General features: G+C 39.2%; 13 protein-coding genes and 1 pseudogene. 3 read left to right on the top strand and 11 right to left on the bottom strand.

Annotation, left to right across the window (positions count from 1 at the left end):
• Positions 1 to 44: 44 nt before the first annotated feature.
• The 9 genes and pseudogenes from F896_RS09230 to argC form a co-directional block, all read right to left on the bottom strand.
• Positions 45 to 1,130 carry a TonB-dependent siderophore receptor gene (locus tag F896_RS09230; protein ID WP_016163829.1) on the bottom strand — a complete coding sequence of 362 codons (1,086 nt, stop codon included), beginning with the start codon at positions 1,128 to 1,130 and terminating at the stop codon, positions 45 to 47.
• Between the two features lie 60 nt (positions 1,131 to 1,190).
• Positions 1,191 to 2,356 (bottom strand): IS3-like element ISAba21 family transposase gene (locus F896_RS09225; protein ID WP_085940850.1). Its coding sequence is split into 2 segments (ribosomal slippage): positions 1,191 to 2,098 and positions 2,098 to 2,356, totalling 1,167 coding nucleotides; the frame shifts between segments, so codons are not numbered across the junction.
• A 63-nt stretch (positions 2,357 to 2,419) separates the two neighbouring features.
• Positions 2,420 to 3,505: a TonB-dependent siderophore receptor gene (locus F896_RS09215; RefSeq protein WP_016163830.1), complete on the bottom strand. Its 1,086-nt coding sequence runs from the start codon at positions 3,503 to 3,505 to the stop codon at positions 2,420 to 2,422.
• Positions 3,506 to 3,725: 220 nt separating this feature from the next.
• Positions 3,726 to 4,088 carry a YnfA family protein gene (locus F896_RS09210; RefSeq protein ID WP_005204046.1) on the bottom strand — a complete coding sequence of 121 codons (363 nt, stop codon included), beginning with the start codon at positions 4,086 to 4,088 and terminating at the stop codon, positions 3,726 to 3,728.
• Positions 4,088 to 6,373, bottom strand: a complete 2,286-nt coding sequence (gene clpA, locus F896_RS09205; RefSeq protein ID WP_004806787.1) for an ATP-dependent Clp protease ATP-binding subunit ClpA — start codon at positions 6,371 to 6,373, stop codon at positions 4,088 to 4,090. The genes F896_RS09210 and clpA overlap by 1 nt, the downstream gene beginning before the upstream one ends.
• Before the next feature lie 56 nt (positions 6,374 to 6,429).
• Positions 6,430 to 6,578 (bottom strand): annotated as a pseudogene (locus F896_RS21440) (ATP-dependent Clp protease adaptor ClpS); the annotation flags it as partial.
• A gap of 519 nt (positions 6,579 to 7,097) precedes the next feature.
• On the bottom strand, positions 7,098 to 7,511 hold the full coding sequence (clpS, locus tag F896_RS09200) for an ATP-dependent Clp protease adapter ClpS (protein ID WP_016163831.1): 414 nt from the start codon (positions 7,509 to 7,511) through the stop codon (positions 7,098 to 7,100).
• A 21-nt stretch (positions 7,512 to 7,532) separates the two neighbouring features.
• The gene (locus tag F896_RS09195) at positions 7,533 to 8,282 is read right to left on the bottom strand and encodes a DUF6776 family protein (RefSeq protein ID WP_016163832.1); all 750 of its coding nucleotides are present in this window, start codon (positions 8,280 to 8,282) and stop codon (positions 7,533 to 7,535) included.
• 81 nt (positions 8,283 to 8,363) lie between these two features.
• On the bottom strand, positions 8,364 to 9,413 hold the full coding sequence (gene argC / locus F896_RS09190; protein WP_016163833.1) for an N-acetyl-gamma-glutamyl-phosphate reductase: 1,050 nt from the start codon (positions 9,411 to 9,413) through the stop codon (positions 8,364 to 8,366).
• 274 nt (positions 9,414 to 9,687) lie between these two features.
• Here argC and F896_RS09185 point away from each other — a divergent pair, with 274 nt between their 5' ends.
• A complete protein-coding gene (locus F896_RS09185; RefSeq protein ID WP_016163834.1) occupies positions 9,688 to 11,208 on the top strand; it encodes a hypothetical protein in 1,521 nt (506 codons plus the stop codon).
• Positions 11,209 to 11,396: 188 nt separating this feature from the next.
• On the top strand, positions 11,397 to 12,008 hold the full coding sequence (locus F896_RS09180) for a CDP-alcohol phosphatidyltransferase family protein (RefSeq protein WP_016163835.1): 612 nt from the start codon (positions 11,397 to 11,399) through the stop codon (positions 12,006 to 12,008).
• An 18-nt stretch (positions 12,009 to 12,026) separates the two neighbouring features.
• On the opposite strand, the gene F896_RS09175 is transcribed toward F896_RS09180, so the two are convergent.
• Together F896_RS09175 and rpiA are read right to left on the bottom strand one after the other, a co-directional pair.
• Positions 12,027 to 12,719 (bottom strand): YgjP family zinc-dependent metalloprotease, encoded by a 693-nt coding sequence (locus tag F896_RS09175; protein ID WP_016163836.1) that lies wholly within the window; start codon positions 12,717 to 12,719, stop codon positions 12,027 to 12,029.
• Positions 12,719 to 13,390, bottom strand: a complete 672-nt coding sequence (gene rpiA, locus F896_RS09170) for a ribose-5-phosphate isomerase RpiA (protein WP_005153354.1) — start codon at positions 13,388 to 13,390, stop codon at positions 12,719 to 12,721. The genes F896_RS09175 and rpiA overlap by 1 nt, the downstream gene beginning before the upstream one ends.
• A 98-nt stretch (positions 13,391 to 13,488) precedes the next feature.
• Between rpiA and ilvA the strand changes: the two genes are divergently transcribed.
• Complete coding sequence (gene ilvA, locus F896_RS09165; protein WP_171069663.1) at positions 13,489 to 15,033, top strand: threonine ammonia-lyase, biosynthetic; 1,545 nt, start codon at positions 13,489 to 13,491, stop codon at positions 15,031 to 15,033.
• The last annotated feature ends 24 nt before the right edge of the window (positions 15,034 to 15,057 follow it).

The following is a 15,057-nucleotide window of genomic DNA, read 5'->3' on the forward strand; positions in this document are numbered from 1 at the left end:
TTCATCTAAAGCGATCTGATTATTTTATAATTTAAGCACTCGTATCAAAACTTATAGTTTAGAGTTGCCATAAAGTTACGTAGCTCCCCCCAAGTATTGATTGCCGTTCTTTTATAAACGGTATTTCCGACATTATCAACATTGATCGCAAGACTGAGATCTGGATTAATTTGATATCTCCCCATCAGGTTCAATAGAACATAGTCATCTTGTCGATTAAACTGAGTTGCTACGCCGCGTGCACGTGTATCAAAAATATCACTTTGCCAATTCACCCCAGCCCCTAATGTCAATTTATCCCATTGATAATTTGTGAACAATTTCAGAGTCTGCCGTGGAAGTGAACTTCCTGTAGCTGTCGTTAAGGTTTTTCCATCACGATCTTTTGCATCTGTATAAGTATATCCAGCAGAAATATGCCAATAAGGACTCAATTCACCAGCAACCGATAACTCTATGCCCTTTACCTTAGCGCCATTCACTGCAATATAGGCAAACTCACCATCGGTCGTAAACTTTTCACCATCCCGAACAGCAAAATTATCTTGCTTGGTTTCGAAGTAAGCAAGGTTGGTATTTAAGCGTTGATTAAAGAATTCTGCTTTTAAGCCTATTTCTGCACTATTTCCCTCTTCTGGGTCTAAGAATTGGCCTGTAACATTTTTTCGAGTAGATGGATTAAAAATAGAGGTATAACTTGCATATGCAGAGATCTGATCATTTATATCTAAAATCAAACCCACATAAGGGGTATAGATATTACTTTGTTTTTGTTCAGTACCTGTATTTTTGCGTTCCCAAGTACTCAAACGTGAGCCTAAAATCAGTTTTACTGGATCTGCTAACTGTAGTTTGGCCGAGGCAAATCCACCAATCTGATATTCATCGGTTATCGTCCGCCCAATAGGCGTCAAGTTGATATAGTCTCCCACATCACCATGGTAGTCTTGGATCGGTCTAGATGAAAATTGCCAAACTTTATATGCAGGATCATTGGCATTTACTTTATATCCATTGATCCCAAAACTTAGTTCATGCTCACGACCAAGTGCTTGAAACTGCCCTGAAACAAAACTATCAATCGCATGAACTTCAGGTGTATTGATAAATTTACTTCCATGGACACTCATTTCCCCAGGCTTTAAGATTGATATGTGCTGAATTAGCAGGAGACTTTCACTTGGGATATGCTAGGCAGCTAACCGATAAAAGTTCTCTGCTATTTGATTTGGCGTTTTAAAATCCAAACTCTTTTGAATTCTTCGCTGATTATAAAATAACACAATGTATTTTGTAATATCTGCTTTAGCTTCATCTCTGGTTTTATAGTTGCAATGATGCACTAATTCATTCTTGAGTATGCCCCAGAAACTTTCAATCGGTGCATTATCGTAACAGTCCCCACGTTTGCTCATTGAACCTTGAAAATCACATTTTTCCAGTATCTTTCGATATTCATGGCTGCAATATTGGCTGCCTCTGTCCGAATGAACAATTAAGCCTTTCGTTGGTTTTTGATTACGAATCGCCATAGTCAGTGCATTGCAAACAAGTTGTGCGGTCATACGCTCATTTAAGCTATAGCCAACCACTTGTTTCGTGTACAGGTCTTTTACTGCTGCCAAGTATAACCAACCTTCAGCAGTCCAAATGTATGTAATATCGCTTGACCATGCAAGATTGGGCTTAGTCATTGAAAACTGTTGCTCTAGTAAATTTGCGTAGATCGCTCGATTATGATCACTCTTCGTAGTTCTTTTGAAACGCTTATGACGCTTACAATACAGCTGGTTGAGCTTTTTTATTTGACGTACAGCATACGTACTGATTTTGATACCTTGCGCTTGTAAATGCTTAGTTAATCGAATATAGCCATAGCTTTGTTTAGTTTCCTCATGAGCTATTTTGACCAAAATTGTCTGTTGATTTCGCTGAACCAATCTTTTATTCATGCCTCGTTTTAGCCAATCATAAAATCGTGACACTGAAACGTGAAGTAATCTAGCCATAAAGCTAATCGGGAATAAATGTCTTTGCTGTTTCATATAGGCGTACCTTACTGACTTTCTTTCGCAAAGTACGCTGCTGCCTTTTTTAGAAATTCACGTTCCATTTCAGCTGTTTTGAGCTGTTGTTTGAGCTTTTTATTTTCTTCGAGTAAGGCATTTAGATCAGGTGAATATTGTTTAGTGCCTGCTAAGGTGCCAGTCTTTGCTTTATTATTCCAATTTGAAAGAGTTTGCATTGAAATGCCAAGTTGTCTGGCTGTTTCCGATACATTGCCTTGATTGGCTTCAATCAATTTTATTGCTTCAACTTTAAATTCTGCGGTGTAAGTCTTCTGTTTCTTGCTCATGGTAAACTCCTGATGAGTGTCTATAGTTTACCAAGTTAAAACCTCCTGTTTTCTCAGCACACATCAGATAATCGGGTTACCCTCCCAGTCAGTACCGTTGGCGATGCCCTTTTCATCTTGATAATTTAAAGTATAGCCTGCTATGTTTCTAATTTGATCGCTGTCCGTCTTGGAATAACTATAGCTAATCGCCCCTTTCCAATCTGGATTAAATTGATGTTCTAGACCCAATACTACATATAAATTATTTACCGCAAGATTTGAGTTGTTAGTTGCAGGATTATCTCTTGGTCCAAAGGTCGTCTGCTTCAAACCATCCCCACTCACAAATGGAAAACCATGTTGTGCAGCATTGTGGATTTTATTTTGTTGCAAACTTAGTGCGGTTGTTAATGTCGTCTGATCACTGAGATCATAATCTACCGTACCATAGAGTAAGGTTGAATCTTTATGATAACGATCTTGCTGATTACCTCCTGACGAATGTGCCGCAATCAATCGCCCTTTAAGCGTTTTATCTGCATTCAATCCACCCGATACATCAAACTGACTACGATATCGTTCCCAGCTACCAGCCTGAACTTTAATGGAACCTTGTGTTTCTTCGGTCGCGCGCTTGCGTACATAATTAATACTTGCACTCGGATTACCAGAACCGCCAAGCAAACCTGACGCACCTTTTAGAATTTCGATACGGTCATAAATAGCCGTGTCTACCATACCAATATTATAAGTTCCACCAAAAGATGCCACACTGGTTGGAATACCATCTCGCATAAAATTATTAATCTTAAAACCACGAGCATAATAATCTGAAAAGCCAGCGCCTTCTTGTCCATGCTGACTTTTACTTACCCCTGGTGTTTCCTCTAAAACTCTGCTGATATCTGTTAGATTTTGATCCTCTATTTGCTGTTGAGTAAACACAGTTAAGCTCTGTGGAGTATCTTTTAAATTTAAATCAAGTTTGGCTGAACTACGGCTCGATTGAACTGTATAACTATCAGGATTATTTTCAGCTTTAACCGTTATTGTAGGCAATGTATTGGCTGTGTCTGCTGCCCACACATCTGAACCAATTACCAAGGAAATCGCTGATACTAATAATTTGGGAGAAAATACTTTTCTTCTGGAAAATAAGGATTCCATGAACACACTCGATTGTAACAATGAAAATAAAAATCATTATCAATCGTAGCAGTATTCTTTCGACCTAATTTTCTGTAGAGGACATAAAAGTAGCCTCTTTGTGCCTATATAATGCACTTCTCTTATTTAACCGAAATAATAGGCATAACCTAGTATTTTTATATTGCTTTACTTTTCGTATCCCAGAAATTAAGCATGGTATATACCATGCTTAATGAAACTAACGCACCAATCCTTGCGGCTGCAAAATGATTAAGCCAGCCCCACACAAAACTACAAGACCACCTAGAATATCCCAACGTGTCAGCATCACTTGATCGACATAACGCAGCCACAATAAGGCAGTAAAAATATAGATTCCTCCATAAGCCGCATAAATACGACCTGATGCTGCGGGATGCAAGGTAAGCAACCAAACAAAAACCGCTAAGCTTAATGCAGTGGGAATCCACAACCAATGTGATTTCCCTTGATTCAAAATAAGATAAGGAAAATAACAACCTAAAATTTCAGCAATCGCTGTGACGAAAAATAACCCAAATACTTTAAGTACTTGGGTTATCGAAAAAGACAATTCAAACATTAAGCAGGTTCAGCACTCGGGTTAATATGATCTTCAAACACTTCCAATTTTAAGCCGACGTCTTTGCCATTTTCTGTTTTCACAGAAACTGCAACATTGCCACCATGCTCTGCAAGCTCACCAAATAAAATCATCTCAGCAAGCGGCTTTTTCAAATGCTCTTGGATCAGACGTTGCATCGGACGAGCACCCATGAGGCGGTCATAACCATTAGCAGATAACCAGTCACGAGCACTTTGATCAACATCGAGAACTACTTGTTTCTCATCGAGCTGTGCTTGCAACTCGGTCAAGAATTTGTCTACCACTGAATCGATGATTGTAGTCGGAAGTGCTTTAAATTGAATCACACCATCCAAACGGTTACGGAATTCAGGTGAGAATGCTCGTTTCATTGCATCTTGGTTATCCGCGCTGTGGTCTTGCTCAGTGAAACCGATACTTGCACGAACAATACTCTCCGCGCCAATATTGGTTGTTAGAACAATAATCACATTTCTGAAATCAGATTTACGACCATTGTTATCAGTCAAAGCCCCATGATCCATCACTTGCAATAACAAGTTAAATACATCTGGATGCGCTTTTTCAATCTCATCCAGCAACAACACACAATGCGGATTTTTATGGATCGCATCGGTCAGCAAACCACCTTGATCATATCCAACATAACCTGGAGGCGCACCAATCAAGCGAGAAACTGCATGACGCTCCATATACTCAGACATATCGAAACGAACCAACTCTACACCCAGCAATTTAGCCAGTTGTTTAGTGACCTCGGTTTTACCCACACCTGTCGGACCAGCAAAGACAAAACTACCCACTGGTTTATCTGGTGCTTTTAAGCCTGCGCGAGATAATTTAATTGCTGATGCAAGCGCTGTAATCGCCTCATCCTGACCAAATACAACACGTTTAAGATCTCGTTCCAGATTCTCAAGTACAGACTTGTCATCTTTAGAGACAGTTTTCGGTGGAATGCGGGCAATCTTAGAAACGATATCTTCAATATTCTCAACTGAGATCGTTGTGCCATCCACTTCTGCTTTCAAGCGACGTTGTGCACCCGCCTCATCAATCACGTCAATCGCTTTGTCTGGCAAGAAACGATCATTGATAAATTTAGCTGACAGTTCAACTGCAGCAACTAAAGCTTTATCATCGTATTCAACATGATGGAAATCTTCGAACTTATTTTTCAAGCCACGTAAAATTTCAATTGTTTCATTAATGCTTGGCTCATTCACGTCAATTTTTTGGAAGCGACGCGACAAAGCATGATCTTTTTCGAATACCTGACGATATTCTTGGAAAGTGGTTGAACCAATGCAACGTAGGCTGCCATTTGCCAAAGCAGGTTTGATTAAATTCGATGCATCCATGGTACTGCCCATGCTTGACCCTGCACCAATAATCATATGAATTTCATCAATGAATAAAATCGCATTAGGATTCTTTTTCAACGCATTCAATAATTGTTTTAAGCGCTTCTCAAAGTCACCACGATATTTAGTCCCTGCAACCAACGCACCAATATCTAAGCTATAAACTTCAGCATTGGCAAGTGGTTTCGGTGCTTTACCATTTACAATCAACCACGCTAAGCCTTCCGCAATCGAGGTTTTACCTACACCTGGATCACCAACAAGCAGCGGATTATTTTTACGGCGACGACATAAAATTTGTGCTGCACGCTCAATTTCTTTTTCACGGCCAATTAAAGGATCCGTTTTACCCTTTTGTGCTTCGATATTTAAGTTCAGTGTATATTGCTCTAATGGTCCAGCATTTGCTGAAGCTGCACTTTCACCTTCAATATCTTCAACTTCCTCTTCAACCTGAATCTCATCTTTACGTGTGCCATGAGACAGGTATTGAGTCAAAGTTAAACGGTTAATTTGATGACGTTTAAGCAAATAAACCGCGAACGAATCTCGTTCTGAATACATCGCAACTAGAACATCTGCACCTTCAACCGTACGGTCACCACCGCTCGATTGAACATGGAAAATTGCACGTTGCAAAATTCGATCAAAGCTCTCTGTTGGATGAGGGGCCTGTTCACTATTATCACCAAGTTTTGGGGTATGTTGCTCTACATATTCCTCTAATTCTTTACGCAAAGTAACGATGTCCGCACCACATGCTTTTAATGCATTTACGGCAGAATCGTTATCAAGCAAGGCAAGCAACAAATGTTCAACTGTCAGAAACTCATGTCTCTTTTGACGAGCCATGCTAACAGCCAAACGTAACGATACTTCTAATTGACGACTGAGCATGTAACCCCCTTATATCTTGGGCTCTATCAAAAAAAGAAAATCTTTTAATGAAAAAGCTAATTATTGACTTGATCCGCTGAGCTTCTGTAATCGTGATTGAATATACGTCTACAAGTCTCTTTGCTTCATAATCTACTGTTAGCATTAGTTGACTATCTTGGTCAAGATTCAAAACAAAGTATTGTTGTAAAAATTCAATTACAAAGAGAATAAGACTGATCTAATCGTTCAAAAAGACAGCGAACTTATTATTCGCTTATGAAACAATATCAAACCTATGAAAAATTGTAATACTGTATGATCTTGCTTAAAGCCTAACAAATCACCCATAAGTTTAATATATTCACGCTCAGTATATTGTTTCATGTTTTTAGCACAAAACAAGATATGTATTGATCCATCGATTCGAAAAGCTTTACTTTATGCTTTTAGCAACACTTGCACCATTTCACTCATAACATATGAATCATACGATGGCGCAAGGTCTTGTGAATGAGAAACACCTTTCTCATCTTAACGCTTTCACTCACAAGCTAGTTGTTCGTCTTGCGCATGAGGAATGAAATTCCGCAAGAGCGTTGCTTTTCTTAACCCCTTCACTCACAGCATATGAGCCATATCATGGCGCAAGGTCTTGTGAATGAGAAAAATCTTTCTCATCTTAACGCTTTTACTCACAGCCTAGCTGTTCGTCTTGCGCTCGGAACAAAGCTTCGCTTTGTTTTTATCCTCGCTCAGGTTCGATCTGGCACAACAAAGGATGACCTTGAGCTCTTGCATAGTTATTCACTTGATTTGCTTTTGTTTCAGCAATATCACGTGGATAAATACCAGCTGTTCCCTTACCCTCATAATGAACTGTTAACATCACCTGACTGGCCTGATCGAAGTCCAACCCAAAATAACTTTGTAGCACTTCAATAACAAAATCCATCGGCGTGTAATCATCGTTCATTAGCACGACCGCATATAAAGGCGGTCGTTTTAACTCTGGTGGGGCAGTTTGTACAACCACCTCACCCTCATGATCCTCTTGCGAATCACTTAAACGCGGATTCAAGTGCCAATCGACAAACCCAGATTGATGAAAAGAATTTTTCACTTCACTTAAATTCATTTGACGTTTATATCTTCGCATATTGAGTTCTTAATCTAAAATTTATTGAGCATTTGCTTCAGCTTGAGGTATTTCCGACACGAAAGCAGAACCTGCATCAACCGGTTTACCTCTTTGCCAACTAAAGCGTTTAATTACAGGTGTGCCAGCTCCTGTTAAACGCACTTCAATGAATTGAGGCGTAAACCCTTTGGGCATTGTCCAACGCCCCGTTAGGCGCTCAAAATCATCGAAATTGAAGTTTTTATCTTCTAAAGGCACAACTAAAATTTCAGTATCTTTAATTAAACGCAATTCAACCGAACCAGAAGCACGGCGTTTATTTGGGCTTACTTGAACAAGATCAATCTGATATTCAAAGGCATTTTCCGGTAAAGATTTAATTGCCATATTTTGAATGGTTAAGCTTACACCACCACGTTGTCTCAAAATATCACGATAAATCGTATTCATCCCCTCAAATTGGGTCTTGTCAGCATTTGCTTGATTCACTGCTTTGAATAAGTCATCCGCATTACCCACAGCCATATCGCGCTCTTGAACAGCTGCATTCAAACTCTTGCTGACCGAATCCAATGCGGTCTTTTGTTTCTGAACAACATCTACCAATTGCTCAGCATCTGCATCATAACCAACCACAGTTAAACCTTGACGGTGGCCGACAGTATAACCAAGCAAAAAACTGCTACCGATAAGAACAGTAGCACCAATAATCAAAGGTAAATTCGTTTTTAAGAATTTATTTTTTTCAACGGAACTGTCTGGTGAAGTAGTCGGTTCAACGTTTTCCATCATCATCTCTATCGTTATGATCTGCATCAAAGCACACATTAAAATCGAAATTTAAATGTGTGTGAAGTAAAAAAGCGTTTTTTATGGTAATAAACCAATACCTTCCAAGCCAGCAGCCTCATCAAAACCAAACATTAAGTTCATATTTTGAATCGCCTGACCTGCAGCGCCTTTCACTAGGTTGTCTTGAGCAACCAAGATAATCAATTTATTGGCTTGTGGGCGGTAGAGTGCAATTCTGAGCTCGTTCGCACCGCGGACACTACGTGTTTCTGGAGAACTATTTGCAGGCATGACATCAACAAAACGTTCATCTTTATAGAAATCTTCGTAAAGTGCTTGCAAGTCAAGTTGCTGACCTTGTTCGGTTAGGTCAACATAAATCGTACTTAGCATGCCACGAATCATTGGCACAAGATGTGGCACAAAAATAAGCTGATCAAATTGCCCTTTTTGCCCTGAGATATTTTCAAGCGCTTCAACAATCTCGGGATGATGACGATGCCCAGCAACACCATATGCTTTGAAATTATCAGCATTTTCACTGTAAATCATACCTAGGCTTGCTTTACGCCCCGCACCAGATACGCCAGACTTTGCATCCACAATAATACTTTGTGTTTGGATCAGTTGATCTACATTTTTAAGTAATGGAGCTAGGCCTAATTGTACCGTGGTTGGATAACAACCTGGATTGCCAATCACTTGGGCTTGCTTAATCTTCTCACGATTTAATTCAGTTAAACCATAAACAGAGTCTTTTAATATGGCTGGACAACTATGTTGCATACCATACCATTTTTCAAACTGAACCAAATCTTGCAAACGAAAATCAGCTGCAAGATCAATTACTTTGGTACCAGCAGCAATCAATTTTTCAACATGTTGCATCGCTACACCATGCGGCGTTGCAAAAAACACGACATCACATTGTGCTAATTGATCTAAATCCAGATCAGAAAACTCAAGTGCTGTATGCCCACGTAGGCTTGGGAACATATCTGCAACACGCTTTCCTGCTTCTGTACGAGAAGTGAGAATACGAACCTGAACTTGTGAATGTCTTAATAAAAGACGTAATAGCTCAACCCCAGTGTATCCAGTTCCACCAACAATACCAACAGAAATCACGCGTGACACCTCAAGCTTTCATTTAGATAAATAGTATGGCAGTTTGACCCATTTTACACAATCTTCAAGTACCTAACTTTTAACAAAATAAAAGTACTATCAATCTTGATTAAACAGTCAAAAGTTTATGAGAAAATACAAATAAACTCATTATATTTGGATTGATTCTACCATTGGTCAAGAAATACTATTGAATCATTTCACTATTCGAATAGAATAAAAAAATTGCGGTAATAATAAATTTCATGGATGCAAAATTTTTTGGAGAGCTGGAATGCCTTCTTTGATGTCAAAACAAAGACTACATCATCATATTTGCTTAGGGCTTAGTACACTTCTACTTAGTTCGGCATTAGTTGGTTGTGGAAGTGGTGAAAGTAAAGCGAAAGTAGAAACGACACCCACAGTATCAGAACCAAAACCGAAGAGTTTCAAGGTCAAAGCAGCAGTTGAAATGCGTGATGTTGTTCTTAAAATCTACGATAACTTTGATAATACATTAGTTCTGGAACAAAATTTAAGTACAACCTCTGACGTCAACATCACTTTACCGCGCGTTTTAAATAAAGAGCGCTTATACCGTATTGAGATATCAACAAATCCAAATTCTTTGGTTTTTGACTTTCAAAGTGGTCAATACCAAAATATTTCTATGACACTACATAGTCTTGTAGAAGTAAATACCAGTAGTCTCACGCAAACGATTTATATCAATCCAAGTTCAGAAGCAATCTATCAACGCGCCTTAGTCCGCTCTGGTGGACTGCCAACGGATAACAATATAAACCCAACAAAAGTGAGTGCTTCTCAATTAAATCTCGCAACAGAAGATGTGAACTCAGCATTAACAAGCGCGTTCTATCAATTGGATATCCCAAATTTAAATCCGTCTTATCTTTTAAATGCTTTCTCACCACAAGATGCAACATTAACATCATATGTATACATCAACACTTATCTCAGTTTTGGTTTTATTCAGCAATGGGCAAATCTTTACCCCAATAATACCTTTGTTGAATTTACCAAAAATTTAGCAGTTGATTTAAAAGACGGTTATCTCGATGCTAAAAAATTACGCGGCGATCAAAGCGCACTGACTTCATTAGTAATTCCAACACCAGACAATGTTGATTCATCTAAAAATAACTTGATATTTATTGCGGAAAATCAAAAGAGTGCAAGAGATACCTTCTCTGGCTCTCTAAAGCAAGCGGTACTACAACTGGCGGACAACTATCGTCAGGCTTCTTTAAATCCACAGGGTTACGCCTTATTGCAGCAAAAGTCCTATGCTGGAAATAGCCCTATAAATAATACAGCTAATGCTTTCCGAGTCATTGGTGCTGGTGACTATCGTCGTGCGGTTGGCTTCGCAGATACTACTGAAACATGCAATGGTTCTGTTTATCCATGTAAACAAGGTATTACAGGAATCAATATTGTTAGTGCAGGCTTGCCTTCAATTGAGTATTTAATCGGCAGCTATAAAGACTCATCTGGTAACTGCCAGTTGAATGTCCGTGGCGATGGAAGCTTAGAACTCATCAAAGATGGACAAACTTTTAGTTCTAAACTGGATGCTGACAGTACCGATAATTTATTACAAGTAGATAAGGCCAATGCTGAATACTTACTAAATAGCAGCTCAACAGAACCAAATAATAGCACACTGCAATATAGCTTCATTCAAGTAAAAGTAAAGAAAAATCAAGTGTTAAGTGCTAGTGCTGGTTTAGACAATCGTAAAGCGCCAGATCAGCTACAGACCACTCAATTACAGTGCAATTTCTCATAGTTAAAGCTAAATTAAAACGTTGATGTTTAGCCAAAACGTGAATGTCCAAATCCCAAATAATCTTGCCGACTCCAATAAAACAACAGCTTTAATTAAAGCTGTTGTTTTATTTTAAATCTGTTATTTCAACCTTAGCTTTCTTCTTCGGCTGATATACTGCATTAACAAACTCATTGATCTTATATTTAATGCCTCTTAAGTATCAAATCCCTACACTTCTTGTTTATTCCAGATTGCTACTCGGCTTTCTAATTGTAGTGGTAACACTATTACGGCCTAGCTTTTATCATCTTTATACAGTCGTATTTTTAACACTCGGACTAATGAGTGATATCTTTGATGGCATCATTGCAAGACATTTAGGCGTATCAGATGAGAAATTGCGTCGTTTAGACTCCAATATTGATCAAATCTTCTTTATTTGTGCAATCGCATCAATTTACTTACAACAACCTGTTTTTTTTAAACAATACATTTGGCCAATTCTGGTTCTAGTTTTATTTGAAGTGGCGATTTACACCGTTAGTTTTATTAAGTTTCGTAAAGAAGTGGCCACTCATAGTCTTGGTGCAAAAATTTGGACCTTATTTCTCTTCTCCTTACTGGTGCAAGTAACACTCACTGGTCAGAGTCAAATTTTATTCTGGATTGTTTTCTGGCTAGGTCTTCTGACACGTGCTGAAATCATTGCCATTATTTTGGTACTCAAACAATGGCAAAATGATGTCTCAAGTCTAAAACAAGCCCTACGTATTCGAAAAGGTTTAGCTGTTCAGAACAATCGCTTCTTTAATGGTTAAGACAAAACTTACGCTCTATTATTTCTTATAGTACCAACTCGGCAATTGCGTCTGTTTCAATTGCTTTCGATGCTCAAGATAATTGACATCATGCTTTTCTACTTCATTCCAAAACGCAGCACTATGATCAAAGTGTTTAGTATGCACCAATTCATGTACACAAACAGATCGCACAATATGTTCGGGCATCAGCACCAAGGCGGCATTTAACATGATGTCGTGTTTGGAGCTACAACTGCCCCAGCGTGTTTTAGGTTTTCGGATACTACATTGCTGATATGGCAAGCGAATTTGTTGACTCACTTCAGCTAAATATTCAGGCAAAAATTGCTTTGCATAGGCCAAAACTGCTGCTTGCAACGCTTGCTCTGACTGTTGATCTCTTATCCAGATAATGTGCTGATCAAAATCAAATTTAAAGATATGACGCTGCTGTTGCTGAATAATCTTAAAAGGCTGCACATGGTTAAACAATGTCAACGATTCAGGAAATACCGTAATTTGATTAAATTGCTGTTGTTGTTTAGCCCAAGTCTCGATCAACCATTGTTCTGATAGATGCAAAAATTGCTGAATCTGTCTTTTACTGCAAAACAATGGAACGGTGAGGCGAATACCTGTTGGCTCAACACGCAAGCGCAAATTTCTTGCCCTTGCATGTCGAACAACTTTAATTTCAGGTAACAGCGTTTCTAATGAAACTGATGGCATTATTGTGCTGTACGCTCTTCGATACCATTGTCAGTTGCAACAACCGCAATGGTTGCTGCATTTAATGCAAAGATACCATTCGTCACAACACCTGGAATATCGTTAATAGTTTTTTCCAACTCAATCGCATTTAGAATATTCAGATTAAATACGTCTAAAATCACATTCCCATTATCGGTTACAACACCTTCGCGATAAACTGGATCACCACCTAGCGCAACAATTTTACGAGCCACTGCAGAACGCGCCATTGGAATCACTTCAACAGGAAGTGGAAAATCACGTCCTAATTGATCTACCCATTTTGAGTCATCTACGATACATACAAATTTCTTTGCAATTGAGGCAACGATTTTTTCACGGGTTAATGCTGCACCACCACCTTTGATCATATGCATATGACGGTCAATTTCATCAGCACCATCAACATAAGCATCTAAACCACCGACAGAATTCATATCAACAACTTCAATGCCTAGTTTTTTTAGGCGTTCAGCTGTCGCAGTTGAACTTGCCACTGCCGCTTCTAATTGCAATTCAGGCAATAAATCAATTAAAAAATTAACGGTACTTCCTGTTCCTACGCCCAAAATGCCGCCTTTAGGCAAATGTTTCAAAGCTGCTTTGGCCGCAGCTTGTTTTTTTTCATCTTGGGTTGCATATAGACTCATGACTTCACTCAACTATTTTGACATTTGCTTTAAGAAAACAGCGCAAATGCACAGGGGTTTGCTACAATGATTGCCTATTTTAAACTGTTATAGGGAAGATGAACATGCTGTCTCGTGTGGTACGACAAATTTTACAAGCAACGGTTTATGATGTTGCGATTGAAACACCGCTTGATGCAGCTCCACGAATTAGTCAGAAAATTAATAATAACATTCGATTTAAACGTGAAGATTTACAACCTGTATTCTCTTTCAAGCTACGCGGTGCTTACAACCGTATTAGCCAATTACCAAAAGATCAGCTTGATCGTGGTGTTATTTGTGCATCTGCAGGTAATCATGCTCAGGGTGTCGCGCTATCAGGAAAAAAATTAGGGATTCATGCCATCATTGTCATGCCAAGCACGACCCCTGACATTAAGGTTCAGGCAGTTAAGCGTTTAGGTGGTCAAGTTGTGTTACATGGCGACAGTTTTGATGTTGCCAATAAATATGCCAAACAACGCGCTGAAGATGAAGGCTTGGTTTTTATTCCGCCTTATGACGATGAATTGGTGATTGCAGGTCAAGGTACCATCGCAAACGAGTTATTGCGTCAATGGCGTGATGTAGAATACGTTTTTGTTGCTGTCGGTGGCGGTGGTTTAATCGCTGGGGTTGCAGCCTACCTCGGTGAAGTTGCACCGCATGTCAGAATCATTGGTGTTGAATACGAAGAATCCGCGTGCTTAAAAGCTGCACTTGAAACCAATGAACGTGTGATCTTACCTCATGTTGGTCTATTTGCTGATGGTACGGCTGTTGCACAAATCGGTGAGTTACCTTTCGACATTATTCGTCTTCGTAAATCAGATAATTCAGGTCCAATCGTAGAACCAGATATTGTCACCGTAGATACAGATGAAATTTGTGCTGCAATCAAAGACACTTATGATGAGAATCGCAGTATTGTTGAACCTTCTGGCGCAATGGCCTTGGCTGGGATTAAAAAATATGTCGCAGAGCATCAATTGACTGGCAAAAATATGGTCTCAATTGTTTGTGGTGCCAACATGAACTTTGACCGTTTACGCTATATTGCAGAACGTACTGAGTTAGGTGAACGTCGTGAAGCAATCTATGCAGTAACAATTCCTGAGCAAAAAGGTGCCTTCCTGCATTTTTGCCGTGCACTACAAGGTCGTAACATCACTGAGTTTAACTACCGTGCCAGTGATAGTAATCTCGCTCAAGTCTTTGTCGGCATTAGCCTCAAAGGTGGTGAAACCGAACGTCATGAAATTCATGAGATGTTGAAACAACAATATGAAGTAGATGATCTATCGGATGATGAAGTTGCTAAACTGCATATTCGTTATTTGATCGGTGGTCATGCCAATATCGAACATGAACGTTTATTCCGAGTTGAGTTTCCAGAACGTCCAGGTGCCCTGTTAACCTTCTTAGAACGCTTAGGCCCAACCCACAACATTACCTTGTTCCATTATCGTAACCATGGTGCAGCAGAAGGTCGTGTACTGGTTGGCCTACAAGCAACTGATGCGAAGCAAAATCCAGATGGCTTAGTCGAAACACTGGAAAAAATCACTTATCCATATGCTGAAATCACAGATAATACGGGCTATCGTCGTTTTCTTAAATAAGCGTTCCAATAGTATAAAGCCGAC

Source organism: Acinetobacter genomosp. 15BJ, assembly GCF_000400715.1.
Taxonomy (GTDB): Bacteria; Pseudomonadota; Gammaproteobacteria; order Pseudomonadales; family Moraxellaceae; genus Acinetobacter.

Coding starts and splice junctions, on each gene's coding strand:
- F896_RS09230 (WP_016163829.1), bottom strand. CDS start 1,130: ATGAGTGTCCATGGAAGTAAATTTATCAATACACCTGAAGTTCATGCG.
- F896_RS09215 (WP_016163830.1), bottom strand. CDS start 3,505: ATGGAATCCTTATTTTCCAGAAGAAAAGTATTTTCTCCCAAATTATTA.
- F896_RS09210 (WP_005204046.1), bottom strand. CDS start 4,088: ATGTTTGAATTGTCTTTTTCGATAACCCAAGTACTTAAAGTATTTGGG.
- clpA (WP_004806787.1), bottom strand. CDS start 6,373: ATGCTCAGTCGTCAATTAGAAGTATCGTTACGTTTGGCTGTTAGCATG.
- clpS (WP_016163831.1), bottom strand. CDS start 7,511: ATGCGAAGATATAAACGTCAAATGAATTTAAGTGAAGTGAAAAATTCT.
- F896_RS09195 (WP_016163832.1), bottom strand. CDS start 8,282: ATGGAAAACGTTGAACCGACTACTTCACCAGACAGTTCCGTTGAAAAA.
- F896_RS09185 (WP_016163834.1), top strand. CDS start 9,688: ATGCCTTCTTTGATGTCAAAACAAAGACTACATCATCATATTTGCTTA.
- F896_RS09180 (WP_016163835.1), top strand. CDS start 11,397: ATGCCTCTTAAGTATCAAATCCCTACACTTCTTGTTTATTCCAGATTG.
- F896_RS09175 (WP_016163836.1), bottom strand. CDS start 12,719: ATGCCATCAGTTTCATTAGAAACGCTGTTACCTGAAATTAAAGTTGTT.
- rpiA (WP_005153354.1), bottom strand. CDS start 13,390: ATGAGTCTATATGCAACCCAAGATGAAAAAAAACAAGCTGCGGCCAAA.
- ilvA (WP_171069663.1), top strand. CDS start 13,489: ATGAACATGCTGTCTCGTGTGGTACGACAAATTTTACAAGCAACGGTT.